This window comes from uncultured Sutterella sp. (assembly GCF_937923675.1).
In the GTDB taxonomy this organism is placed as follows: Bacteria; Pseudomonadota; Gammaproteobacteria; order Burkholderiales; family Burkholderiaceae_F; genus Sutterella.
In genome coordinates this window covers 23104-48188 of sequence record NZ_CALDXB010000031.1, presented here as the reverse complement: position 1 = coordinate 48188, position 25085 = coordinate 23104, and the positions used below count along the sequence as shown (strand labels likewise).

The window sequence follows — 25085 nt, the reverse complement described above, 5'->3', positions numbered from 1 at the left end:
ATATTGGACTCTGAACCCGCCGCTCCGGAATGACTGGAGACGGCGGGTTTTCTTCATCGGGAGCCGAGAGGAGCCAGGCCGACCAACCTCCGCGGTTCGCGTCGGCGCAGGAAATGGGGCGCCGTTCCTTGCGAGAGACCGCATGAAGTCTAAGGCTCGCGAACCACCTGCAGTCGCGGAGCACCTCCGGCACCTGCGCTGTCAAAGGGCCTTCAGATACGCGCACTCAGAGGCTGGGTTCAAAGTCCAATTTGAAAGTGAAAAGCGCGTTGATTCTGCCGGAGCCATTCCCGAGTGAGGCGGCGGATCTTCCGGGTCCGCTTCATCGGGCGCGATCAGGAAAACTTCGCGTTTCCTGTCAAGCGCTTTTCCGCGGCTTTCAAAGCGCAGTGCGCATCGTGTTTTGGTCGGTCGTTTTTTGACGCAGCGGGGCTGAGAATCGTTATGTGCTCACGGGAAAGGGAAACGCATTTTTCTCTGCCCGCATTGTGTAATAAGAATAAAACCCCAAGAGAATTAAACACATGTTCAGTCATTCGGAACCGGGAAAGCTCACGCGCTGCGGGAAAAAGTCGGGAAGTCAGGATGTCGAATTTATCGCGAGACTCTGGATGGCGCGTCTTTACGTGGAAGGCGATGCCTGGGAGGTAATCGACATCACCGACGTGATGACGGATGATCCATGGAATAAGGCGTTCCGGGCGGAAGTCAAGGCGTACATGTGGGCGGTCAAGCACCCGCAGGAAGGAACGACTCCTGAGGAGTGTCTGCGCCTCGGCCTCGAGCATTCGTCGGAGATGAACTATGGCGCCTTTAATTCGGCCGATTTCTGCCCCAACAGAGCGTGCGGAATCTGGTTCAAAACCGTAAGAGAAAAATTAGGCTTTGAGAGGCCGGATGTCTGCCCGCAAAGTCTCCGTGACGAGCTGAATGCCCGGGAGGCTGAATATTCGGCCGGAAAAGAGAATGCACTCCCCGAGCCCCTGCGGTCCAACATCCGGGCGTTTAGAGACGCATTCGGTCTCACGGAAGATGAAAGCAATGCGCTCGCATTTCTTCTCCTTGTACGCATTTTTCAGCCTCTCCAGGAGTTTCTCTACAAATTCAACTTTGCTGCAGGCGGCGCCCGCCTTCTGTCGGAAGTGCTCTCTGTTGCCTTCAGAAAAGAGATGAGCGAGCAGCTTTTTTCTTCGGAAGGAACGCTCATGCGTACGGGGCTTCTTTCCCTTCGCGATGCGACGGATGACAGCCTCGACATGCGCTTTGATCTTCTCGGCAATGATCAGGAAAGCACGAGGCTCATGAACGAGAGGATCTCGCCTGAAGCGTTCTTCAGCACGCGCATCTCCCGCACGCCGCCTTCGAACCTTGCGATTGATGACTACAGCCACATTCCTGCCGTCAGGGAGCTTTTGATTCCATATCTGGGGGAGGTTTTGAAAACCAGAAAGCAGGGCGTCAACATTCTCATCTACGGGCCGCCGGGCACCGGGAAAACCGAGCTTGTGCGAGCGGCGGCTGACGCGCTCGGAGCAAGACTCTATGAGATCGAGCCGTTACGCGAACGTGAAAAGGAGGAAAAGGCCCACTCCCGCATATCGCGCTGGAATATCGCCGAAAAGCTCTATAGAACCGCGGAAAATACGCTTCTCGTCATTGATGAATCCGAAGACATCATCAATGAAGGCGCCGTTTTCACGCTCTTCGGCGGTCTGAAGAGAACGAATAAAGCAGAGCTCAATAAGCTCGTCGAAACCGCTCCTGTTCCGACGTTCTGGCTCACGAATTCGCTGATGGGAATGGATCCCGCGCTGATTCGCCGGTTCGACATCCTGCTTGAGGTCCCCGTGCCTCCCGAAAAGGTGCGTCGTCAAATTGCCGGGAAGGCTTTCGGGGAGCTCCTCAGCGCCGGCATGCTTGATCGCCTCGCCATGAGCGACAGAATTTCGCCCGCCGTCATTTCGCGCACGGCTTCCGTGATCAGAGACCTGAAGCTCGTTGAGGAAAAGAATCGCGACGCCGCCTGCGAAACGCTTCTTTCCGCCACGCTCGATGCGCAGTCTCTCGGGAAATTGCCCGGAAAAGTCGACGCGCTCCCCGTGTTCTACGACACCCGCTTCGTCAATACGACTGCAAATCTCAGTCAAATCTGCGAGGGACTGAAGCGCTGCGGAGCAGGGCGCCTCTGTCTCTACGGACCTCCGGGCACCGGCAAAACTGCATACGTGCGCTGGCTCGCCCGCGAGCTCGGCATGCCGCTCATCGCCAAACGCGCGAGCGACCTTCTCAACATGTTCGTGGGCGGTACTGAAGCGCTGATTCGCGAGGCTTTTGAAGAGGCAAAGCGCGCGGGCGCGCTCCTTCTTATCGACGAGGCGGATTCGTTCCTGCGCGACAGGGAACTGAGTCAGCGCTCCTGGGAAGTCACCCAGGTAAACGAGCTCCTCACCCAGATGGAAAGCTTCCCCGGCATCTTCTGCGCCACGACCAACCTTTTTGAGAACATTGACCGGGCGGCGCTTCGCAGGTTCGACCTCAAGGCGAAGTTCGACTTCCTGAGACCCGAACAAAGGCTCGGGCTCTTCGAGCGTCATCTCGCTGCGCTCGGACTTGGGGCGAAGGACGTGAAGGGCCTCGAGGCGCGCCTCTCGGCGCTCGACTGCATCACGCCCGGCGACTTTGCGGCCATTGAACGCGGATCCGCCTTCAGTCCCATCCAAAGCGCTGAGGAATTTCTCAGCCGGCTCGAAAGCGATGCGGCTCTCAAGACGGAAGGTCGCAAGAAGCCCCGGATCGGATTCTGAGTGATTGGGGTCCTTTTGCCGGTTCCCGCCCGGGTACCGGCGTTTTCGAATGGAAGTATGGCGAATGAGAATTATTACTATCTCAAGTTAATCTCTGCAACAGGCGTTTCCGTGAGTCAGTCTCAAAGAAGTAGCGCATTGTGAGTAGAAGTCGGGGATAATAGCGACAAGCCTCAGGCGCGTAAGAGAGAACCGTCAAAGCGTTCCGTTCGCGCCGGAGGAATTTCCCCTAACTCCGTCTCAGGAACCCCAAAATGCTTGAAACAGGAATTTCTCGCAGAGACCTCCTGCGCTCAACGCTCGCGCTCGCCGGCCTCTCCATGACGCCGCTCGCAAGCGCCGTGGCGGCAGCGGCAGAAGACATTGAATCCTTTTCCTGGTGCGCCTGCGTCATCAACTGCGGCCAGCGCTGCCCGGTGCGGTGCTTCACGAAAGCCGGGAAGGTGATCCGCATTGAAACCGACAACACGCTCCCGGACGACGCTGATGCCCCGCGTCAGATCCGCGCCTGCCAGCGCGGCCGCTCGATGCGCGAGCGCATCTATTCGCCCGATCGGCTTAAGTACCCGATGAAGCGCGTCGGGAAGCGCGGCGAAGGTAAGTTCGAACGCATTTCCTGGGAAGAGGCCGTGAAGACCATCGCCTCCGAATGGAAGCGGATCCGCGACGCTTACGGCAATGAAGCCATCTATTGGCAGTATTGCTCCGGCCAGCAGTCGATCGTGAGCTCGCGCCGCGCCTGGCAGCGCCTCATGAACCTCATGGGCGGGTTCCTCAAGTACTACGGCTCCTATTCGAACGCGCAGCTCGCCGCCGCCTTCCCGCTCACCTACGGCGGCCGTCCGGCGTCGCTTCCGAGCGTGATTGCGGACGCCGAACTCTACGTCCTCTTCGGCAACAACCCTTCCGTCACGCGTCCCTCTGGCGGCGGCAAGGGCTACCAGATCGATCTCGCGCTCTCGAAGAAGCGCCCGAAGATCATTGTGATCGACCCCTGCTTCACCGATACGGCGACCACGCGCGCCGACGAATGGGTTCCCATCCGTCCGGGCACCGATGCAGCGCTCGTCGAGGCGCTCGCTTATGAGTGGATCACGAAGAACCAGGTCGATCAGGCTTTCCTCGACAAGTACTGCGTGGGCTACGACGAAAAGACGCTCCCAGCATCTGCGCCTAAGAATGCCGACTACAAGTCCCATATCCTGGGCCGCGGCCCCGACCGGATCGAAAAAACGCCGGAATGGGCGAGCGGCATTACCGGTATTCCTGCCGATGTGATCCGCCGCCTCGCAAAGGAGATGGCAGAAACGAAGCCGCTCTTCGTCTCGCAGGGCTGGGGCCCGCAGCGTCAGGCGAACGGCGAGGATACGTCGCGCGCCATCGCCATGGTGCCGATTCTCCTCGGTCAGATCGGGCTCCCCGGCACGAATTCGGGCGAGCATGAAGGAAACACCTCCTTCCCGGCGGTGTACCTCCCGGTCGGAAAGAACCCCGTCAAAGCGTCGATTCCCTGCTACCTCTGGACGGATGCCATTCTTCGCGGCAGCGAAATGACCCGCCGCACTGATGCCCTTAAGGGCGCTGAGAAGCTCACGCAGAATATCCGCATGATCATCAATTCGGGCGGCAACACGATGATCAACCAGCACGGCGACGCCAACTGGACGCACGACGTGCTTGCGGACGAGAAGAAGCTCGAATTCCTCGTCGTCTGCGACAACATGATGACGCCTTCCTGCCGCTATGCCGACATTCTGCTTCCCGATACGCTCGGGCCCGAAACGAACGACATGGCCTGCCAGGGCGGCAGCCACGGCGACGTCGCGGAAATGCTCGCCATCCAGAAGGCCTGCGAACCCGAATACGAGCAGAAGTCTTCCTATGAAATCTGCCGCCTGATCGCGCGCGAACTCGGGCTCGAGAAGGAATTTACCGAAGGCCGCACGCAGGAGGAATGGGTGCGCTGGTGCTACGAGGAAACGCGGAAGAAGGCGCCCGAACTCCCGACCTTTGAGGAATTCTGGAAGGCCGGGCTTGCCAAGGTCTGGCACTACCGCAAGGACCCGATTGCGCTCGAAGCCTTCAGAAAGGACCCGGCATCGCATCCGCTCAAGACCCCCACGGGCAGGATCGAGATCTATTCCGAGCAGCTCGCGAAGGAAACCGCCGACTGGGTGCTCGCCGAAGGCGACCGCATCAATGCGATTCCGAAATTCTGGCGCACCTGGGATATGCCGGGCGATTCGCTTCAGAAGAAGTATCCCCTCCAGTGCTTCGGTTTCCACGGTCACGGCCGCATTCATTCCACTTTCCATAATCTCCCGAAGCTGAGGAGCCTCCACCCGGATGCGCTCTACATGAATCCGGTCGACGCCGGGAAGCGCGGGATAGAGGACGGCGACACGGTTGAGATCTTCAACGATCGCGGCATTGTCCGGCTCCCCGTGCGCGTTACGCCGCGCATCATGCCGGGCGTCGTCACGATGCCCCAGGGCGCCTGGTACGACCCGCAGATGATCGACGGCCGCCGGGTTGACGTCGGCGGCTGCATCAACACGCTGACGGCGCACCGTCCGAGTCCTTACGGCAAGGGCAACGCCCAGCACAACATTCTTGTCGACGTCCGCAAGGCCTGATGAAGAGAGGAGATTAAGAAAATGACACAGAAAGGCTTCTACATTGACGTCTCCCGCTGCACGGGCTGCCGCACGTGTTCCGTCGCGTGCGCCGACAAGAACGGGACGCCTCCCGGAATCGACTTCCGCCGTGTTCTCGAAGTGGAGGGCGGGAGCTGGAAGGAAGACAGGAACGGCGCCTGGCGTCAGGACGTCTTCGCCTATTACGTTTCCATCGGCTGCAACGAATGCGCTGACCCGGCGTGCGTCAAGGTGTGCCCGACCAAGGCCCATATGAAGCGCGCCGAGGACGGTCTCGTCGTCATCGACGAATCGAAGTGCATCGGCTGCGGACTCTGCGCGAAGGCCTGTCCTTACGGCGTGCCGCAGCTCAACACGAAGAAGCGCAAGATGACAAAGTGCGACGGGTGTCTCGACCGCACGACGAAGGGACTCAATCCCGTCTGCGTCGAAAGCTGCCCCGAACGCGCGATCGAATTCGGCGACATCGAGGAGCTCCGAAAGAAGCACGGAACGCTCGGGAGCATTGCGCCTCTCGCTGATGCGTCGGTCACGAAGCCGAGCCTCGTGATCAAGCCCTGCGCTTCCGCGAAGCCTTCGGGCTTTGAGGGCGCGAGCGTCCACCGTTTCTAAGACGCAATAGCTGACTGAGACGCTCGAGGATCTCAGCACGCAAAAAAATCCCCGGATGCCGGTGAAAAGCATTCGGGGATTCCTTTTTGGCGGATACGGAATTCCGTCAAATAATGTAGATCACGGCCGACATCGAGAGGATCGCCACGAAGACGGAAAGCGTATTCAGGTTGGCGGCCTTTGAGAGATCGCCTTTCAGAAGGTTCGTGTAGATGAGGTTCATCGCGGGAACCGGCGCAAAGCAGACGAGCACCAGAGCTCGCCGGACCTCGAGGTCGAAGGGAAGGAGCTCGAAAAGCGCGAAGGCAAGAAGCGCCTGAAGCACGAAGCGCATCGCGAGAATCTTGAGAAGATCGAGGAACTCCCGGAAGGTGAGCGACAGGTTGAGCGCCTCGCCGATCATCACCATGCAGAGGAAGGTGTTGGCGGCGGCGCCAATCTTGGTGCAGGTAATCACGGCGTCGGGGAGCCTGAGGCTCAGGAGGCAGAGAACGAGCATGAAGACGAAGGCAATGATGGGGCCTGAAGTTGCGAGCTTCTTGAAGACGACGCCGATCATTTTCGCGGGCGACGTCTTCTCCCTCATACCGGAGATGGCCGCATAGGTGCCGCCAGCTGCCATGAAGGCGTTCCCGAGGTCGAAGACGAGGGCGGTCAAGAGGCTCGCGGGCGAGAGGAATGCCTGCACGTAGGGGACTGCAAAGGGGCCTACCGAGAAGCCCGTGAGGTTCAAGCGCCGGAAGTCTCTCTCCTCAATGTTCTTCGTTCCGAGGGTGAGGAAAATGGCGATGATGAGAAAGAGCACGTTGGCGAGAAAGCCGATGGCGGCAATGACGGCGTAGTCGGCGGAAAGCTTGAAGCCGTTCAGTCCCGTCATCGTGACGCAGGGAAGCGTCACGCACATGACGAGCGCGCTGATGGCGTGAAAGGCCTCGGGCTTCAGAATGTTGAAGCGCCTCAGGCCCCAGCCGAGGGCAATGAAGACAACGAAGGCGAGAACCTTGGCGAAATTTTCGTCCATGGGAAAAGCCGCAATGATGAGTTTGGGGAAACGCATTATTTTCCGTCTTCCCAATGTTTTTCACCTCCTCCCGCGGGGGGAGGAGCAATGACGAATATCAGAAGCCGGCGATTCTTTGGCTGTTGAATCCGGTTCATGCGCCGCGGTGCGCGTGCCCGAGCCGGGCATTCAAGGTTCGGTCTGCGATCCCGGATGAAAGTTCGTTCGGAAGGGGCGGAGCGTCAGCTCCGCGCGCAGCAGTAATAGTCGAATTGAGGATCTGTGAAAGGGAGCAATCCTTTTGCGGTTAAACTCAAGAGTAAATTAAATGGATGGATCCGTATTCCGGAAGAGACGCCATGCTGATCAGAACGATAGAACTCAGAAATGAAAAAGAAGCTCCTTACCGTAAATTAAAGCTCTCCGGAGGATTCAACATCATTTCAGGCATGAATGGAGAAGGAAAAACTTATCTTCTTGAGACCATTGCATCCGGGCTACAGGTCCTCGCGGATAACTTTGCGCTATCGGGCGAGCTCTTCATTAAGAAAGATGCAAAAACGGACTCTGCTGAAATTCTGAATAGTACGGATGGAAGTGATCGACCAACTGTTGGCCGTATCATCCGGTGCGTTATGGAAATAGACGGATCGGGTAAATGCTTTCAATTAAAAAGAATTGTCAATGAATCAGGCGAAGAAGATACAGTGATTGAAGATCCGGGTTTAGCGGACATTATTGGTAGAGCATCTGGAAAGGATCTGCCGATATTTTCATTCTACCGGTCATCCGGATTCATGGAGTTCGACTGGGATTCAACTGAACATTCATCGATGATTACAAAGGAAAAGAGAAATTCCGCATATCAAAACTGGAGTGATGCAGGTAATAATGATTCCTGCGAAAGAACCTTATCATGGATCAGAGAAACGGCATCTTTACGGAATGAATTAGAATTGAGGGAAGGGGATTCTTCACGAAATATTCATCAATCTGACGAACGGCGGGTTCTGAATCGGATGCTGAATGCTGCTTTTCCGTAAATCCTGGATGTCTGCTGGGATCCTGAAATAGGTTCTATTATGATTTCCAGAAAAATCATATTGATCGGAGGAGGATCAGGAATTTCTCAGATCCCCATGACGATGCTGAGCGATGGGGAGCGCTCGGTTATTCTGCTTTTTGCAGATATCCTGCGCAGAATGTGCGTTCTCAATCCGCAGCTCCGGCCGGATGAGGCGGTGATGACGGAGGGAATCATTCTGATTGATGAACCGGAGGCACATCTGCATTCTGACTGGCAGCGCAAAATGCTTAAAGGACTAAGAACAGCTTTCCCGAAGATTCAATTTATTGCTGCCTCAAACTCTCCCGTGATGCTTGGAGAAGTGGATCCGGCTAATGTTAATTTGCTCGTGAATGGTAAAGTTCTCCGGCCAGTACAGTCCTATGGACTTAATGTAAGTGAAATTATGGAAAACATTTTAAATGTACCAAGCCAATCGCCAGAAGTCATGGACGCAGTTGATGTAATTAAGGAATATGCTGATTCCGGGAATGCAAATGCTGCAAGAAGGCGATTGAATGTACTGGAGGATCAGCTTAATGGATCTACTCGAGTCACTCTCGATGCTGAGGCAGTCATCGCGCTTCATGCAATTTTCGAATAAGAAAAACAGAATTGTGGTTCATAAGCCAATCAAAAAAATCAATTTGATGTTGCAGAGCAACAGTTATTTTTCAGGGATTGATTTTTATTAACAATTCTCTTCTGAGACGCTGATTCAATCTATAAAAAAGGCATGCTGCCCTGAAAAGAGCGGCATGCCTTCTGAGAAAAACTCAGGATTCAAAACCCTGCATCACGAGAGAAGCAGCGCATTGAGGCGCTTCACGAACCCTGCCGGGTCCTTCAGCGACCCCTGTTCGGAAAGGAGCGCCTGATCAAGAATGACGTCCGCCCATTCGGAGAAGCGGGACGGATCATTTTCAGCGAGCGCCTTCTTCACGAGCGGGCTCTCGAGATTGACTTCGAGCGTGTACTTTTCTTCCGGAACCGTCTGCCCCGCAGCCTCGAGCATGCGGCGCATCTGTTCGGTGAGCATCTGGTCGTGCTGGCCGACCACGCAGGCGGCCGAGTCGACGAGGCGGTCGGACACGCGGACATCCGCAACCTTTTCGCCGAGCGCGGCCTTGAAGCGGGCAACGGCCTTGTCGTCGTCTTCCTTCGAAGTTTCGGAAGGCTTCTCCGCATCATCGGTCTTCGCCTTCACGCCCTCGAGCTCAAGGTCGGCGGCGGTGGCCGGGATGAACTTGTGGCCGTCGAATTCGGTCAGAGCACCCATCATCCACTCGTCGATGCGCTCCCAGAGGAGAAGGACTTCGACGCCCTTCTTTTTGAGACCCTCGAGATAGGGCGAGCCTTCAGCGGCTTCCGGGGTGTTCGAGATGACGTAGTAGATGTTCTTCTGGCCTTCGGGCATGCGGCTCACGTAGTCGGCAAGGGACACCGTGATGTCGGAAGCCCCGGCCTTCGTGGTCGCGAATCTCAGAAGCCCGAGAATGGCCTTCTTGTTGTCCGGATCCTCAACGATGCCTTCCTTCAGCACACGGCCGAACTGCGTCCAGAAGACGCCGTACTTTTCCTTGTCGTCGGCGAGCTTCGCGAACATGTCGAGCGCGCGGCGGGTAAGGGCTTTCTTCAGCTTCGCGGCTACGCGGCTTTCCTGAAGAAGTTCGCGGGAAACGTTGAGCGGAAGATCGTTCGTGTCGACGAGCCCCTTGATGAACCTCAGGTAGTTGGGCAGGAACGCATCCGCGCGGTCCATGATGAAGACGCGTTCGACAAAGAGCTTCAGGCCCTTCTGAAGGTCGCGGTTGTAGAGGTCGTACGGGGCGACCGACGGGCAGTAGAGGAGCGACGTGTATTCGAGGTCGCCTTCAACGCGGTTGTGCGCCCAGCAGAGGGGATCCTCCCAGTCGTGCGTAAGGTGCTTGTAGAACTCCTTGTACTGGTCGTCCGTCACTTCCTTGGGAGGCAGCGTCCAGAGGGCCTTCGCGTCGTTCACCTGCACCCAGTCCTTTTCGGGAGCCTTGCCTTCCTCGGCGGGCTTCTCTTCGAGGAGATAAACCGGCGTCGAGATATGGTCCGAATACTTCGTGATCGTTTCGCGAAGCGTCCAGGGATCGAGGAAATTCTTGTCCTCGTCGCGCAGGTGCAGGATCACGTCGGTGCCGCGGGAGGCGCGGGTGGTGAGCTCAGACGTGAAGGTGCCCGAGCCGTCCGACTCCCAGCGCACGGCTTCGTTTTCGCCGGCGGTCGCGGCGCGGGAAACCACGGTCACGCGGTCGGCAACGATGAAGCTCGAATAAAAGCCCACGCCGAACTGACCGATCTGCTGCGCGTTCTTCGCTTCATCGGCGGAGAGGTGCTCGAGGAAGTCTTCGGTGCCCGACTGCGCGATGGTGCCGAGGTGTTCGTTCGCTTCCTCGAGCGTCATGCCGATGCCGTTGTCGGAAACGGTGAGTGTGCCGGCTTCCTTGTCGGCGCTGATGCGGATCGAGAAGACGGGGTCGCTGCCGAGGAGCTCGGGCTTCGCAATTGCCGCGAAGCGGAGCTTGTCGATGGCGTCGGAGGCGTTCGAGACGAGCTCGCGCAGGAACACTTCCTTATTCGAATAAAGGGAATTGGCGAGGAGCTTGAGGAGCTTGCTCACCTTGGTCTGGAAAACATGAGTTTCAGCAGCCATTTCGACTTTTTCTCCGAAATCTGATAAAGGTCTGACGCATCCTGCCCGAAAGCAGAATGCCGATGAAGCCTATATGGGGGCTGAAGCGCGGTTTTCAAGTGGAGGGGCTGCTGAGCTCTCAGGAGCCGCAAACGGACATAAAGAAAGTCCCGGAAGGAGGTGCATCTCCATCCGGGACTTTGCTCTGAAGAAAAGCTTCGCTCAGAATCTCGTGCGGCGGATCAGCCCGCAGCGACCACGCCCATTTCGAGGGCGATGCGGTCGGAGGCGAGGCTCTTCGAACCCGCGCTGGCCGCTTTTTCAGCGAGGCGCTGATAGGTCTTCGCATCCATCACGACGAGATCGGCGCGGCCGTTTTCAGCAAGAACCTGCGCTTCGCCAGTGCGGGCGCACTGAGCGGCAACAGCGGAATAGTCTTTTTCAAGGCGTGCGGCGGAACAAATCTGCATTTGGAACTCTCCACAAGAAGAACCCATGGTGGCGGTTCATCTTCAATTCGTGCGTATCGGAGCGCTTTATTGCTGCGCTCTCATTGCCGTAAACGTTAGCACGCTCCATTCTCTCTGATATCGCTTTGATTTCTCTAGTTTACGGTTTTCTGCCGAAAGGCACGGGGAGTAGGAGCTTAGCCCTAGCAGAATAGGGGTTAGTACTGCCTCAAGCCAGTGCATGGATTGAAAGAAGCGCACCATCCGGGTACAGAAGAGGCCCAACCTGATGCAAATGAGCAAGCCTCTGATGAAATCGGCGAAGAAAGACGCAAGGGATCAGGAGGAGAATGGCTCCATCGGAAGCTTCCAGCGAGAGGGAAGCTTCGAATTTTCCAGGCACCCCGTATTGAGGCAAACCATCATGACTGAATCCGCAGCATCAACGTCCGTTCCGCCCGAAGGCCTGAGCCTTTTCCCGGCGGGAGACCCGAACACGGCGTATGCAAAGTTCTTTGTGGGAAAGAGCTGGCTCAAGCTCCTCACCAAAGACCGTCTTGTCGTCGCGAACGTCACCTTTGAACCCGGCTGCCGCAACAACTGGCACATTCACCACAAGGGCGGCCAGATTCTTCTCGTCACGGCCGGCCGCGGCTGGTATCAGGAAGAGGGAAAGCCCGCCCGGGCGCTTGAAGCCGGCGACGTGGTCGACATTCCGCCCGAGGTGAAGCACTGGCACGGCGCGGCGAAGGATTCGTGGTTTGCGCACATCGCGATTGAAGTTCCCGCCGAAGGCGCTTCGAATGAATGGTGCGAGCCCGTCGACGAAAAGGCCTATCTCGCGCTCTGACGGCATTTCTCCGGGAAGTCCCGGGATCCATCTTCGTACTTGCGGAGAGCAACATAGAAAGATGCAGTCTGCGGGCAGATTCATTGCCCGCTCCAAACCTCAGGGAGATTTCGCAATATGGCAAAGTCGAAGGTTTATTTCTCGCCCGTGATCGACGCCGAGCACCTCAACAAGCTCTACGACCTCGTGAAGGAAAACATTTCCGGCAAGGTCGCGATCAAGCTTCATACGGGCGAGCGCCACGGTCCCAACATTCTGCCGCGCGAGATGGTTAAGGCCTTCCAGGCGAGGATTCCGAATTCGACGATCGTTGAAACGAATACGCTCTATCACGGCGACCGCTACACGACGGAAGACCACCTGGAGACCCTCAAGGTGAACGGCTGGACCTTCTGCCCGGTGGACATCATGGATTCGGAGGGCACCGTGAACCTCCCCGTCAGGGGCGGCAAGCACTTCAAGGAAGTTTCCATGGGCGGCCACATCGTCAACTACGACTCGATGGTGGTCCTCACGCACTTCAAGGGTCACGCCATGGGCGGCTTCGGCGGCTCCATGAAGAACATCGCCATCGGCTGCGCCGACGGCCGGATCGGCAAGCAGCAGGTCCATGCGGTCTCGGACGTCAATCTCCCCTGGGATCAGTGGCCGGGTAAGGAAATGCTGATGGAAACGATGGCGGAGTCCGCGAAGGCGGTCTGCGACCATTTCGGGAAGAAGATCGTCTTCATCAACGTGATGCGCCGCATGTCGGTTGACTGCGACTGCGCAGGGCTTTCGGCCGCCGAACCCACGATCGGCGACATCGGCATCGTTGCCTCGACCGACATTCTCGCGGTCGACCAGGCGTCGATCGATATGGTCTATGCCCGCCCGGCGGCGGAGCGCCATGACCTCGTCGAGCGCATTGAATCCCGCCACGGGCTCCATCAGCTCACCTACATGAAGGAACTCGGCATGGGCAGCAACGAGTACGAGCTCATCACGGTGGATTGATCTCCTTCCACGTCTCATGAAAAAGCCCGTTCCATAGGTTCGACCTGCGCTGCAGGAGCCTGTGCGATCGGAAGCCCTGAGAGCATTTGCGGCAAACATACCCGCCGGCGATGCCTCAGGGCTTTTTTTCTTGCTTGAAGAAGCTGCGACTGCAGTTTGACGCCGATAGGAAAGAGGCAATCGCGTCGAGACGATAGACTCAATAAATGAGGTGCAGAGGAAGAAATTAAGGGTTTTCCCGCATAAGACCGGTTATTCTTCAGTCCGTCCCTAAACCTCCTTTTTCCCCGGAGTTCCTGTCATGGCGATTTCCCCTGCAGCCGCGATACTGCAATCCGTTGTTTCAAGCGGTGCCGCGCGCACCCATCAGACAATCGTTGCCACGCTCTGCCTCGCGTTTCTCGCGGGCGCCTACATTGGCCTCGGCGGCCTTTTTGCGGTGCGCGTGAGCGGCGCGATGCCGCCTGAAGTCTGGGGGAGCCTGCAGAAGCTCGTCTTCGGCATGGTCTTCCCGACGGGGCTTCTTCTCGTTGTGCTCTGCGGCGCGGATCTCTTTACCGGGAACTGTCTCTCGCTTTCGGCCGCTCGCTTCAACTCCCGCATCAGCTGGTGGCGCGCGACGCGCTCCGGGTGCCTCTCCTATTTCGGGAACTTCCTCGGCGCCGTCTTCATCGCCTGGGCGCTCGTGAAGGAGGGCGGGATCCTCTTTGAAATGACGAACGGCACCATGCCCTGGGGAAGCTTCGTCGTGAAGCTCGCGAACGCGAAGACTTCGCTCGACCCCTGGGAAGCCTTCTGGCGCGGCGTCGGCTGCAACTGGCTCGTCTGCCTCGCAATCTACGCGGCTTCTGCCGCAAAGGACACCTTCGGCAAGATCTGCGCGCTCTGGGGTCCGACCATGGCCTTTGCGGCAATCGGGTTCGAGCACTGCATCGCCAACATGTTCTTCATCCCGGCCGCATGGTTTGTGGGCACGGATCCGCGCTATCTGGCGCTTGCCGATGTTCCGCGCATTCACTTCGGTCTTGAGGACGTCCTTCTCGGAAACCTCCTTCCCGTGACGATCGGCAACTTCGTGGGCGGCTTCGTCTTCGTGGCGGGCTTCTACTGCCTCATCCACTGGCGGGAGCTGAACGCCCTCGGACGCCTAAAGGAGAAGACCGCTCAAAAGGACGAATGAGATAGAAATTGGCAGGAATCTGCTGAAAAGAAGCAATTCCGGGGAGACCGCAACTCTCAAAATTGAGATGAAGGGCGGCGCCGCGCGCTTTAAGCATTCCGCGCGGGCAGAGCCTTCTGAACAGCAATTGGGAGAATCGACATGTCCATGACTCGAAAGGCGTTCCTCCAGCGCGCGGGCGCAGCTGCGCTCGCCGCGGCGGCGGGTCCGGCGGCTTTGGCCGCAGAGGCTTCCGGCGAAGCGAAGCCTGAGGAACGCGCAAAGGTTTATTTTTCGCCCGTAATCGACGCCGAGCACCTCAATAAGCTTTACGACCTCGTGAAGGGTGACATTTCCGGCAAGGTCGCGATCAAGCTTCATACGGGCGAACGGCACGGCCCCAACATTCTTCCGCGCGACATGGTTCAGGCCTTCCAGGCGCGGATCCCGAATTCCACCATTGTCGAAACGAACACGCTCTATCACGGCGACCGCTACACGACGAAGGACCATCTCGAGACGCTCAAGGTGAACGGCTGGACCTTCTGCCCGGTCGACATCATGGATTCGGAAGGCACAGTGAACCTTCCCGTCAAGGGCGGAAAGCACTTCAAGGAAGTCTCCATGGGCGGCCACATCGTCAATTACGACTCGATGGTGGTTCTCACGCACTTCAAGGGCCATACCATGGGCGGCTTCGGCGGCTCCATGAAGAACATCGCCATCGGCTGCGCCGACGGCCGGATCGGCAAGCAGCAGGTCCATGCGGTCTCGGACGTCAATCTCCCCTGGGATCAGTGGCCGGGTAAGGAAATGCTGATGGAAACGATGGCGGAGTCCGCGAAGGCGGTCTGCGACCATTTCGGGAAGAAGATCGTCTTCATCAACGTGATGCGCCGCATGTCGGTTGACTGCGACTGCGCGGGCAGAAGCGCCGCGGAACCCACGATTCCGGATATCGGCATTCTCGCCTCGACCGATATTCTCGCGATCGATCAGGCGTCGGTGGATCTCGTTTATGCGCGCCCCGAGAATCAGCGTCACGACCTCGTTCAGCGCATTGAAACGCGCCATGGCCTGAGGCAGCTTACTTACATGAAGGAGCTCGGCATGGGCAGCGACAAGTACGACCTCATCCAGGTCTCCTGAAAGAGGTCGATTCCGTCAAGCGGCATTATTCCAACCCCGGGATAATGCCGGCGAAAGTCGCTTAGACAGTCTCCAGCGACATCATCTAGTAAAGGCGGATGCATTCCAGGCGCAGCGCGCGGAGCATTCGCCTTAACGTCAAGCCGTCTCTACGGCCTCTCATCACTCGAATCAGCGCCGCTTGCCTTGAAGAGCATGCTGTTCATCGTAGTTTGCGGCATATGGTCGCATATCCCTGAGGTCGCACGACTCAAAGTCATTGGTAGAACAATCTCGCACAAGCAGACCGGCAGCACCCGTATGTCGCTCGGATTTGCTCATCCGGCATGAATGATAGACTGAAGTGTTCGAGAGAACCGAACGATAGAGGATGTGCCGTGCCGAAGAAAACAATTGCCGTTGGAAACTCGTCCTTCATCACGCTTATTGAAGACAACTGCTTTTACGTCGATAAAACCGCTTGCTTCAAGCCGTTGATTGAGTCCGGCAGCTTGGTTGATGTGATCACGCGTCCGCGGCGGTTCGGCAAAACGCTCTTTATGGACTCGCTTCGCCTCTTTCTTGCAATCGATCCGGCAAACCCGGGGAATGCGGCAAAGCAGGAAAGGCTCTTCAAGGGCTTGAAAGTCGCTGAAGACCAGGATTTTTGCCGCGAATACATGGGCCAGGTGCCCGTTCTCTTCCTTTCACTGAAAGCCGTTGAAGGCGCGACATTTGAAGCTGCGTATCGAGTTTTTGCTTCGACAATCGTAGTCTCTGCGAAGCTTCATGCCTACTTGCTCGATAGTCCTCGACTACATGATGACGACAAAGCCTTGCTCCGGAAATACCAGTCGATCGACGTGATGAGGGATCTCGCGAATATCGACATTGCCGCCGACTTTTTGAAAAACATGCTGACCTTTCTTGCGAAGCACTTTGATCGTCCGGCAATGCTCTTTCTGGACGAATACGATGTTCCGCTCGCAAAGGCTGCATCTCGCGGCTACAAGAGCTCCATGCGCGATTTCATCAGCGCCTTTTTCGCTGTTCTGAAGCCCGAGGCCGACTTTGAAATTTATGACCGACCTTTCCTCAAAAAAGCCGTTCTTACAGGGTGCCTTCGCGTCAGCAAGGAAAGCATATTTACGGGCATAAACAACATCTCCATCAACACCATCTGCTCCGAGAATGTCAGCCTCTCCGCCTCAATGGGCTTTACCGAGCCTGAGGTACGCGCTTTCCTCGATTACTACGGGTTGTCCTCTCGAAAGCAGGCTGTCAACCATTGGTATGACGGTTATCGCTTCGGCCCCGATAAGATCTACTGTCCGTGGGATGTGCTCAACTTTTGTCAGTGCGCCCTGAAAAGTACCAATCCCCTGAAATTTGAACCCGACAATTATTGGATTGGTACGAGCAGCAACGACGTCATTGATGAGTTCCTCGGATTCTTCACCGAGAAAGACGCGGAACGGATGCAGACGCTGATTGACGGCGGAAATATTGAACTTGAAATCACGGAAGAGCTCAACTATTCCGACATCAGTCGCCATAAGTCTGAGGATTTCTGGACGCTTTTCCTCTTCACCGGCTACCTCACCATTGCGAAGCCTGTCGGATACAAAAAATATCTGCTCCGAATCCCGAATGAAGAAATTCGGCATGCTTTCCGAAGCCGCGTTCAGGCGCGGTTCTCCGGCGAGAATAGTTCCTTCGCCGCTCACGGCGTGGAGCTTGCTGAAGCTGCAGTCAGTGGAGATGCTCCGGGCATGGCTAAAGTGCTTGAACCGCTCCTGAGGAATTATGTTTCCGTGCGGGATGAGGGGACAAGACCACCTGCAGAGAACTACTGCCATAGCCTTCTCTCCGCGCTTTTCGCCTGCGCCGGCACCCGAATCAACGATTTCCGATCGAACTCTGAATTGGAAGACGGTTATGCCGACATCGTCTTCTCATCCGGCTACGGAACGGAACGCATCGGCATAGTGATCGAAATCAAGCGCGCATCCCGACCGGAAGGCCTTCCTGACGCCGTCGACAATGTCTTGAAGCAGATTGACGAGAAAGACTACGCCGCGTGCCTTCGCTGGCTGCGATGCAGGAAGTACTACGCGTACGGCATCGCCTTCTGCGGGAAGAGGTGTGCTGTAGTCGGCGGGAAGCTCTACGAAATTTAGTCAAAACCAAGCCGTCCTTGTGCTGCATCCAGCGCGCGGATTCCTTGCTTTTGGATGAGACCGGTTTCCTGCAAAGCTATGAAACCAGGGTTTCCGAAGTCAGCTCGAATTTCAAGGCCAGGTTCACGCGGCAGCGACACGCCGTCATCCTGAACTTAAGTCCTGCTGCTCCCGCGCGCAACCGCGAGGACGATGAGCTCAATAAAGCCGAGAACGGGCACGAAGAGGAGAACCGCCCACCAGGCGGACCGCCCGATGTCTCTCAGGCGCGCAGCAGCTGCGCAGATCGTGCACCAGGTGACGCCGAGCGCGGCAATGAGAACGAGGAGGGCTGCCAGCGACCCGCCGTGGTGAAGTCCGTGATCCGGGGCCATTGGACTATTTCCCCAGAACCAGCTCGAAATGAAGTTGAGGATGAGGCTCGCGATGATGAGGAGCACCATGCGGATCAGAAATTCCTTGCGGCCGATGCGGCCCTTGAGCGAAAACATTTGTTAGCCTCCTTCCTCTTTCCGGATGCTCAATCGGGGAACTTTCTATTCTATGCTTTCGGACGAGGCTTTCTAATAGAAAAAGGCAGTTCTTCGAGAGCTTTCTGCTGACAGAGAAGCGCAGAACGTAGAAGAATGAAAGTCTCAGGCAAAATCAATTTCCCAAGCAGTCAGAGCGCGCATTCTCCATGTCTCAAGACGTCATCAGTCTCGTTATCGATTCCTTCTGGAAGATTCTGCTCCCCGGCCTAACGGTGACGATCCCGCTCACGGCCGTGAGCTTTGCGCTTGCGATGGTGATTTCCATTGCGGTGGCGCTCATCCAGTACCGCGGCATTCCGATACTTACGCCCATCACGCGCTTCTACATCTGGGTGATCCGCGGCACGCCTTTGCTTGTACAGCTCTTCGTCGTCTTCTACGGGCTCCCGCACGCCGGGATCCTCATCAACCCATGGACGGCTGCGATCATCGTCTTCTCGATCAACGAAGGCGCGTACTGCGCGGAAACGATCCGTGCGGCTTTGGAGAGCGTCCCGGCGGGGCAGCTCGAGGCCGGCCTCTCGACCGGCATGTCGTGGCTTCAGGTCGTGCGGCGAATTATTCTGCCTCAGGCCATGCGCACGGCCTTCCCGACCCTCGGCAATTCGCTCATTGCCATGGTGAAGGATACGAGCCTTGCCGCGAACATCACCGTGACGGAAATGTTCATGACGACGCAGCGCATTGTGGCGCGCACTTACGAGCCCCTCGTTCTCTACATCGAGGTGGGCCTCATTTATCTGCTTTTCTGCACCGTTCTCACGCGCATTCAGCGTGCGGGCGAAGAGAAGCTCCGCTTCTACGGCCGCCGCTGATTGAGAGGAGGTGAAGGAAAATGGCTGAAACCTTCTATCGGATTGAGAATTTAAGGAAAGCGTTCGGCGACGCGGAAGTATTGAAAAGCGTCACGTTTGAGCTCAAGGAACGCGATGTCTTTGCGCTCATCGGCCCGAGCGGGGCAGGGAAGACGACGCTTCTGCGCTCCATCGACTTCCTCGACCGCCCCGACGGGGGCGTCATGACCTTTAAGGACAAACGGATCGAGCTCGCCCATGCGAAGCCTCACGACATCCGGGAATACCGGAAGCGCACGTCCTTCGTCTTTCAGAACTTCAATCTCTTCCTCAACAAAACGGCGCTCGAGAACGTTACCGAGGGCCTCATCATGGCCCACGGGATGCCGAAGCGCGAGGCTGTGGAGCGCGGCATGGCGCTTCTCGAAAAGGTCGGCATGAAGGACCATGCCGGGAAGTACCCGAGCGAGCTTTCGGGCGGCCAGCAGCAGCGTGTTGCCATTGCCCGGGCGCTCGCGCCTGATCCGGATCTCATTCTTCTTGACGAACCCACCTCAGCGCTCGATCCCGAACGCATCAAGGAAATCGAGGGACTTCTCAAAATCCTCGCGGGCGAAGGCCGAACGATGATCATCGTGACGCACGACCTTGCCTTTGCGAGAAAGGTTTCGACCCGCACGGCCCTCCTCGAGGGCGGCGTCATCGTTGAGGAAGCCCCGACGGAAATCTTCTTTACTGCTCCGAAGGAGCCGAGGACGGAAGAGTTCCTCCGCGGCTTCGGCAGCGACCATTCATAGGACTTTAAGAAATGACGACAACTTTCATCAGCAGAACCTCCCGGCGCGCCGTCATCGCCGCCGCCTTTGCCGCTGGCGCCCTCATGCTTTCGGGGTGCAGTGAAAAGTCGGAGCCGACCCCTTCCGCTCAGACCAATGCCGCTCCGGCTGCTGGCGCTCCTGCCGCGGAGGATGATCTTCTCGCGCGGGTCATGAAGAAGGGCGAAATCACTATTGCCACGGAAGGCACCTGGGCCCCCTGGACCTATCACGATGAAAAGAATGCGCTCACGGGCTTCGACGTTGAGCTAGGCCGCCAGATTGCCGCGAAGTTGGGCGTCAAGGCGGTCTTCATTGAAGGCAAGTGGGACGGGCTTCTCGCCGGCATCAGCGCGGGGCGCTTCGACATCATGATCAACGGCGTCGACGTGACGCCCGAGCGCTCGAAGGCCTTCCTCTTCACCGAACCCTATGCATTCAACCGCACCGTCGTCATGACGAAGACGGATTCCGACAAGGTGAAGACGCTTGACGACCTGAAGGGCCTCACCACGGCCAACACGATTTCGAGCACCTACGCTGAAATCGCAGAGGCGCACGGCGCAAAGGTGACGGGCGTCGACGACCTCAACCAGACTTTCGAGCTTCTGCTCTCGGGCCGCATCGATGCGACGCTCAACGCTGAGGTTACCTACCACGACTACATGCGCGCGCACCCGGATGCGCAGATCAAGATTGCCGCCGTCGACCCGGACGTGATCCCGGTGGCGATCCCGATGAAGCCGGGCGAGGACTCCGCTTCCATGAAGGCGAAGCTCGACGAGATCATTGAAGGGATGAGGAAGTCCGGTGAGCTCGGGAACCTCTCCAAACAATTCTTTGGCGGAGATCTGACGCAGCGCTGATCGCGCTTGAAGCACGCATAATCGCTTCTGAAAACCGCCCGTGAGCTTAATGGCTTCCGGGCGGTTTTAGTTTTGCAGGTACGCGTGGTTTTGAATTCGTATTGGGAATTGTTGCAGAAATGAATGGGCTGCAAGCTCCCGCCAAGGATGCCGAAGTTCATTCACGAGAACTCTTCTTTCATGCGGCAGAGTATCGCGGGACCGACGATGCGCTGAGGAACCTGCTTCTGCAAGTACCGGAAGATGACGGGATGAAGGCGCCGGGGATTTCGGATCACGATTCGCGAATCGCTTGATATCCTTAGTAACGGAGCCGTGCTCGCCGAAGGTTTCCAAGGCCTCCGGCGGTCAAAGACTAAAACACGGACGCCAGGATAAGTATCAGAAGCGCCAGCGCGGAGAGAATTTTGTGCACACATACTTCAACGTAGATCGTTGATTTGTTTGGTGTTTTGTTTTCCTCCTGCGTTGCTTGCTGCGGCGCTTCGGTTTTGCTACTCTAGCGTCACTAGGGTATTTCTTACAGGTCATCCCTAGCCTCCAGAGGGCCTCACTGTTGGAAGCGGTGTGGCCCTCAGTTTTTAGGGTTTCGAAATCAACGGCAACCCAAGATGGAAATGCCGCGATTCGACGAACTCCGAACGCCTAAATCCCTCGCCCGTTCCTGCCTCCATTCAGGACTGCGGATCGTCTGATTTTGCCGACAGCAGCGAGAGTTTCGGCAATCGCGTCATGACGTTATGTTCGATTGCGATTGAATATGCATGCGCGTGCATGCAAGGCGATTTCTCCTAAGCGAATCAGATCTCCGCTGAGATTGACGTTGCAAAGCTGAGAGGAATCAGTTGAAAACGTCAGCGCATGCCTCCTCATGTTCGGGTAGCCGGGCATGATGGCTCCGGAGATGGCTGTCAGATCTTCCAGCATCAGCTCATCCTGATGAGCCGGATCAGACCGGAACGCGGAGACAGAAGCCGAATCAATTGCTGTGAGAAAATATCAGTTTTAGCCATAGAGTCCCCATGCTTTCCCCGATCCGCCTGAGACCTTTCCAGCTTTCCGACCTCGACACCTTCGCAGACGCCTACGACAAAACCTGGGGCTGGGAGCTTTCTCCCGACCCGGAGCGCCCCGAAAGAATGCGGCATGCCTTCGTCTACGTGATAGGGAACCTCCTCAAGTCGGACTTGATCCGTGTGGCGGAACTCCCCGACGGCCGTCCCGCGGCGCTCATGTGCGCCCGGCTTGATCCGAAGGCCGAGCCTGCTGCTCCTGACGCGGATCTCACTGGCCTCCGGGAGCGTCATCAATCGCTCGCAGCGCTCCAGAAGAAAACGGAGCTCGGCCGATCCTGCCTCGGGTTCGAGGAGAAGCTCCATTCAGTCAACCGGAAAATGCTCGCCGACTATGTCGCGAGGGCCGGCGGCTCAATGGAAGACCGGCCGGAACTCGTCTTCCTGATCGCACACCCGATCGCGAGAAGACGGGGCTGCGCCGGAGCGCTCCTCAGGCTCTTTGAGTCGGAAGCGCAGCAAAAGGGCGCACGTGAAGCCGTGCTCTTCACCGACAACGACTGCGTGACCGCGATCTATACGAGAAACGGCTGGAGACGGGAGGGCGAAATCCCCTGGAAGATCGACGAGAACGAGGATTTCAAGAGCTGGCTCTACGTCAAATCCTTCTGAGAAGAGGGAAAGAGGTCCAAAAAAAAGCCGGACCGGAGGCAATATGCGCCTCGCTGGTCCGGTGATGTCCAATAGAAATTGACCTCAAACTTTGCGCCTTTTTCGGGAAAGGAGAGAGAAAAACCGAAGAGAAGGCGAATCAGACTTGGATGGGCCCGGATCTCCGGGGAAACTCAGGCAATGACTGCCGGGTTCCCCGGAATTTGAGGGCCCGAAGCGCTGATCAGGCTTCCTTGTAGCCCGTCACATAACGGCCGGCCATGAAGCCGGAGGTATGCGCGAACCCGCAGGCGTTGCCGCCGCAGTAGAAGGCGCCGTGAACGCCCGCAACCGTTTCGCCGGCAGCGTAGAAGCCTTCGATCGGCTTCATGTCCCAGCCGAGAACCTGGAATTCTTCCGTGACGCGCAAGCCGCCGCAGGAGAGGTTGTTCCACGGGAACATGCGGATCATGCGCCACGGACCCTGTTCGAGCTTCCACTGCTGGTCGGTGCGGCCGAACTGGTTGTCGACCTTGGTTTCAACGGCCTTGTTCCAGACGGCGAGCTGATCCTTGAGGCCCTCAAGATTGACGCCGCTCTTTTCGCAGAGCTCTTCAATCGTGTCGCACTTCCAGAGGTTTTCGCCCTTTTCGAACTCAGCGAGAACGCGCTCTTCGGTCCAGGAGGGCAGACCCACGAGGGCGGAAAGCTTGATCTTCGAGAGCGTGCGCTGCCAGGTCGCCTCGTCGGCGAGGATGTAGTGGCAGCCGTCGGGGTTCGATGCAAGCTTCGGCGTCACGTGGCAGATGCCTTCGCGTTCCGTGATGAAGCGCTTGCCGTTCTTGTTGATGAGGATGCCGCCCTGGCCGGAGATGAACCACCAGCGGCAGTAGGGGCCGTTGCGCCCGTGCGTTACGATGCCGCAGGGGTAGGAGGCGATGTACTGCATGTGCGACAAGGGCGTGCCCACGTCGCGGACCGCGATCATCATCGCTTCGCCCGTGTTGGAGGGCCCGCCGATCACGACGCCTTTGCCGGCAACGGAGGGAACCCAGCGGTCCAAAGACTCGGGCGAGCCCGTGATGCCGCCCGTCGCCATGACGACGCCCATGCGGGCGCGGCAGGTAACTTTCTTGTCGCCCGTTCCGCATTCAACGCCCACGACGCGGTTCGCCTTTTCGTCGAAGAAGAACTTCGTGAGGCCGCATCCGTGATGAATGGCGAGCTTGCGGGCGGCGATTTCCTTTACAAGAACGTCGATGTAGTCGCGGCCCTTGAAGGAATCCTGGCGGTGCGCGCGCAGGTTCGAGTGGCCTGCATAGGGTTCGAGGTGGTGAGCGGCAAGACCGTGATCCTCAAGCCAGTCAAAGGCTTCGCCAGAATGCTTCGTGAAGCCGTAGACGGGTTCCTTGAGGGACTGATGTTCGCCGTAGGCAATGATGTCGTCGGCAAAGGCCTTCCAGTCGTCCTTGCCCTTGGGGTCCGCCTTCTGCATTCTCGAGCCGCAGGCCGTGAAGAGGCCGCCGCAGAGATTCGTGCCCGTATGGTAGGGGGAGAGGCCCTTGTCGAAGATTTCAACCTTGGCGCCGCGGTCGAACGCCTGGCAGGCGGCCATGAGGCCCGCACCGCCGCAGCCGAGAACGACGACGTCGGTTTCAATATCCCACTTGGCGGGAAGTTCATTCTTCTGGCTCGCGGCATGAGCGAGCGGGGCGGCGGCAGCGGCAGCGGAGGCTGCGGCGGCGCCGAGGAAGGAGCGGCGGGAGAAATTCTTAAGCGTCATGGCGAATCTCACTTCATCTTGATGTTGAAGTTGTGGCAGTCGTTGCACTCAAAGCGCGACTCTGCATGGAGGCTGTGGCAGTTCGTGCACTGCTGTTCGCCGCGGTGATTCATGTGCGGATTGGGATTCATCTTCGCGGTGCGTTCGGCAACCTTCGCGTAGGAGCCGTGGCAGCCGAAGCAGGTCTCCTTGGGAGGTGCCTTCATTTCATTCTGGTGGCAGGTCGAGCAGGGGAGCTTCGCATGCGGGCCGTTGATCTTGGAAGGCATCGCAGCGGAGGCTGAGCCGGCAGAGCCGAGCGCAAGAAGCGCTGCGGCCATGACGCCGAGGAGAGCGGGTCGGAGGGTCATTTTTCTTTCTCTCACTGATTGTTGGGCTGTCGGAGCGCCGCTCGCGCGAGCTGCGCTCATCCGGCCCGGGAATCGAGGCATTGCGGACCGTGGCGGGGAAGCGCTTCCGGATCCGTTGAGAGCCATATTAAGAATCAGGAAAGAATTCCAATACCTCCCGCGGGAGGTATTGCTAGGCCGTAGGAATTTCCTTAGATCGGGAGAAGACCGCAAGCCTCCAGGATAAGTCCCGATGCAGAGCGGCGAGGATGTCCGGGGGACTGCCCTCAGGACGACCTATTTTGCGCTCCCGGTCTTCGGGCGTTTGAATATCGAGAAGCGTCCAGCCGCAGCCCATTGCCTTCCCGCGGACATGCGCGTGATCGGCGAGCAGCTCGTGAAGCTTGCGGGGAGCTCCTGACGCACGCGCCTTTCGGCAGATATGCGGGTAATGGCTTCGGATATAGCTTTCGGCAAAGTGAATGGCGTAGAGTGCCGCATTTTCTGGGCCGAGCTCCTTGGCGAGACGGGCCGTTTCCTCAAGCGGAAGCGATGCGCCTTCACAACGAAGCGGCTGGCCGTCTTCGTGAGCGACGAGGGCCGTCTCGCGGAGAACGGGCCGGAGCCTTTCCGCAATCGCCTCGTCGTCTTCCGGCGTGAGGCCGGCAAAGTCGGAGTTTCCGGATCAGATCAATCCCATTTTGAGAAGATCGATCGAAAGGATGCCGGCACCGGCAA

Annotated in this window: 23 protein-coding genes; 15 read left to right on the top strand and 8 right to left on the bottom strand. The window is 57.7% G+C overall.

Annotated features, from left to right (window positions below):
- Positions 1-524 precede the first annotated feature (524 nt).
- From Q0106_RS04475 to Q0106_RS04465, 3 genes are all read left to right on the top strand, one after another.
- On the top strand, positions 525-2804 hold the full coding sequence (locus Q0106_RS04475) for an AAA family ATPase (protein ID WP_297609429.1): 2280 nt from the start codon (positions 525-527) through the stop codon (positions 2802-2804).
- A gap of 254 nt (positions 2805-3058) precedes the next feature.
- On the top strand, positions 3059-5440 hold the full coding sequence (locus Q0106_RS04470) for a DMSO/selenate family reductase complex A subunit (RefSeq protein ID WP_297609426.1): 2382 nt from the start codon (positions 3059-3061) through the stop codon (positions 5438-5440).
- 21 nt (positions 5441-5461) lie between these two features.
- Entirely contained in the window at positions 5462-6073 is a 612-nt protein-coding gene (locus Q0106_RS04465; protein WP_297609424.1) for a DMSO/selenate family reductase complex B subunit, read from the top strand.
- 106 nt (positions 6074-6179) lie between these two features.
- Here Q0106_RS04465 and Q0106_RS04460 read toward each other — a convergent pair whose 3' ends face one another.
- Positions 6180-7130 carry a transporter gene (locus tag Q0106_RS04460; protein WP_297609421.1) on the bottom strand — a complete coding sequence of 317 codons (951 nt, stop codon included), beginning with the start codon at positions 7128-7130 and terminating at the stop codon, positions 6180-6182.
- A gap of 302 nt (positions 7131-7432) precedes the next feature.
- On the opposite strand from Q0106_RS04460, the gene Q0106_RS04455 reads away from it, so the two are divergent.
- Together Q0106_RS04455 and Q0106_RS04450 are read left to right on the top strand one after the other, a co-directional pair.
- On the top strand, positions 7433-8116 hold the full coding sequence (locus Q0106_RS04455; RefSeq protein ID WP_297609418.1) for a hypothetical protein: 684 nt from the start codon (positions 7433-7435) through the stop codon (positions 8114-8116).
- A gap of 96 nt (positions 8117-8212) precedes the next feature.
- Positions 8213-8743, top strand: coding sequence for an AAA family ATPase (locus Q0106_RS04450; RefSeq protein WP_297609416.1), 531 nt, complete (start codon positions 8213-8215; stop codon positions 8741-8743).
- Positions 8744-8935: 192 nt separating this feature from the next.
- On the opposite strand, the gene htpG is transcribed toward Q0106_RS04450, so the two are convergent.
- The gene (gene htpG, locus Q0106_RS04445; RefSeq protein ID WP_297609413.1) at positions 8936-10822 is read right to left on the bottom strand and encodes a molecular chaperone HtpG; all 1887 of its coding nucleotides are present in this window, start codon (positions 10820-10822) and stop codon (positions 8936-8938) included.
- 221 nt (positions 10823-11043) lie between these two features.
- Entirely contained in the window at positions 11044-11271 is a 228-nt protein-coding gene (locus Q0106_RS04440) for a type II toxin-antitoxin system Phd/YefM family antitoxin (RefSeq protein ID WP_297609410.1), read from the bottom strand.
- A 403-nt stretch (positions 11272-11674) separates the two neighbouring features.
- On the opposite strand from Q0106_RS04440, the gene Q0106_RS04435 reads away from it, so the two are divergent.
- From Q0106_RS04435 to Q0106_RS04415, 5 genes are all read left to right on the top strand, one after another.
- On the top strand, positions 11675-12100 hold the full coding sequence (locus Q0106_RS04435) for a cupin domain-containing protein (protein ID WP_297609408.1): 426 nt from the start codon (positions 11675-11677) through the stop codon (positions 12098-12100).
- Between the two features lie 117 nt (positions 12101-12217).
- Positions 12218-13096 carry a DUF362 domain-containing protein gene (locus tag Q0106_RS04430; protein ID WP_297609406.1) on the top strand — a complete coding sequence of 293 codons (879 nt, stop codon included), beginning with the start codon at positions 12218-12220 and terminating at the stop codon, positions 13094-13096.
- A gap of 301 nt (positions 13097-13397) precedes the next feature.
- A complete protein-coding gene (locus Q0106_RS04425; RefSeq protein WP_297609403.1) occupies positions 13398-14276 on the top strand; it encodes a formate/nitrite transporter family protein in 879 nt (292 codons plus the stop codon).
- 141 nt (positions 14277-14417) lie between these two features.
- Entirely contained in the window at positions 14418-15404 is a 987-nt protein-coding gene (locus Q0106_RS04420) for a DUF362 domain-containing protein (protein ID WP_297609400.1), read from the top strand.
- Between the two features lie 377 nt (positions 15405-15781).
- Positions 15782-17563: an AAA family ATPase gene (locus Q0106_RS04415; protein ID WP_297609398.1), complete on the top strand. Its 1782-nt coding sequence runs from the start codon at positions 15782-15784 to the stop codon at positions 17561-17563.
- On the opposite strand, the gene Q0106_RS04410 is transcribed toward Q0106_RS04415, so the two are convergent.
- Together Q0106_RS04410 and Q0106_RS04405 are read right to left on the bottom strand one after the other, a co-directional pair.
- Entirely contained in the window at positions 17560-17703 is a 144-nt protein-coding gene (locus Q0106_RS04410; protein ID WP_297609395.1) for a hypothetical protein, read from the bottom strand. The genes Q0106_RS04415 and Q0106_RS04410 overlap by 4 nt on opposite strands.
- A gap of 15 nt (positions 17704-17718) precedes the next feature.
- Entirely contained in the window at positions 17719-18054 is a 336-nt protein-coding gene (locus Q0106_RS04405) for a DUF805 domain-containing protein (RefSeq protein WP_297609392.1), read from the bottom strand.
- Between the two features lie 188 nt (positions 18055-18242).
- Between Q0106_RS04405 and Q0106_RS04400 the strand changes: the two genes are divergently transcribed.
- Genes Q0106_RS04400 through Q0106_RS04390 form a run of 3 tightly spaced genes read left to right on the top strand, consistent with a single transcriptional unit; the run spans position 18243 to position 20571 of the window.
- Complete coding sequence (locus Q0106_RS04400; protein ID WP_297609388.1) at positions 18243-18911, top strand: amino acid ABC transporter permease; 669 nt, start codon at positions 18243-18245, stop codon at positions 18909-18911.
- 20 nt (positions 18912-18931) lie between these two features.
- Positions 18932-19687 carry an amino acid ABC transporter ATP-binding protein gene (locus Q0106_RS04395; protein WP_297609383.1) on the top strand — a complete coding sequence of 252 codons (756 nt, stop codon included), beginning with the start codon at positions 18932-18934 and terminating at the stop codon, positions 19685-19687.
- Positions 19688-19698: 11 nt separating this feature from the next.
- Positions 19699-20571 (top strand): transporter substrate-binding domain-containing protein, encoded by an 873-nt coding sequence (locus Q0106_RS04390; RefSeq protein ID WP_297609380.1) that lies wholly within the window; start codon positions 19699-19701, stop codon positions 20569-20571.
- A 738-nt stretch (positions 20572-21309) separates the two neighbouring features.
- Here Q0106_RS04390 and Q0106_RS04385 read toward each other — a convergent pair.
- Complete coding sequence (locus tag Q0106_RS04385; protein ID WP_297609377.1) at positions 21310-21498, bottom strand: hypothetical protein; 189 nt, start codon at positions 21496-21498, stop codon at positions 21310-21312.
- 95 nt (positions 21499-21593) lie between these two features.
- On the opposite strand from Q0106_RS04385, the gene Q0106_RS04380 reads away from it, so the two are divergent.
- The gene (locus tag Q0106_RS04380; protein WP_297609374.1) at positions 21594-22256 is read left to right on the top strand and encodes a hypothetical protein; all 663 of its coding nucleotides are present in this window, start codon (positions 21594-21596) and stop codon (positions 22254-22256) included.
- Positions 22257-22479: 223 nt separating this feature from the next.
- Here the strand turns inward: Q0106_RS04380 and Q0106_RS04375 are convergent, their stop codons facing one another.
- On the bottom strand, positions 22480-24018 hold the full coding sequence (locus Q0106_RS04375) for an FAD-dependent oxidoreductase (protein ID WP_152158173.1): 1539 nt from the start codon (positions 24016-24018) through the stop codon (positions 22480-22482).
- Positions 24019-24026: 8 nt separating this feature from the next.
- Positions 24027-24368, bottom strand: coding sequence for a cytochrome c3 family protein (locus Q0106_RS04370; protein WP_297609370.1), 342 nt, complete (start codon positions 24366-24368; stop codon positions 24027-24029).
- A 232-nt stretch (positions 24369-24600) separates the two neighbouring features.
- Between Q0106_RS04370 and Q0106_RS04365 the strand changes: the two genes are divergently transcribed.
- The gene (locus Q0106_RS04365; RefSeq protein ID WP_297609367.1) at positions 24601-24768 is read left to right on the top strand and encodes a hypothetical protein; all 168 of its coding nucleotides are present in this window, start codon (positions 24601-24603) and stop codon (positions 24766-24768) included.
- The last annotated feature ends 317 nt before the right edge of the window (positions 24769-25085 follow it).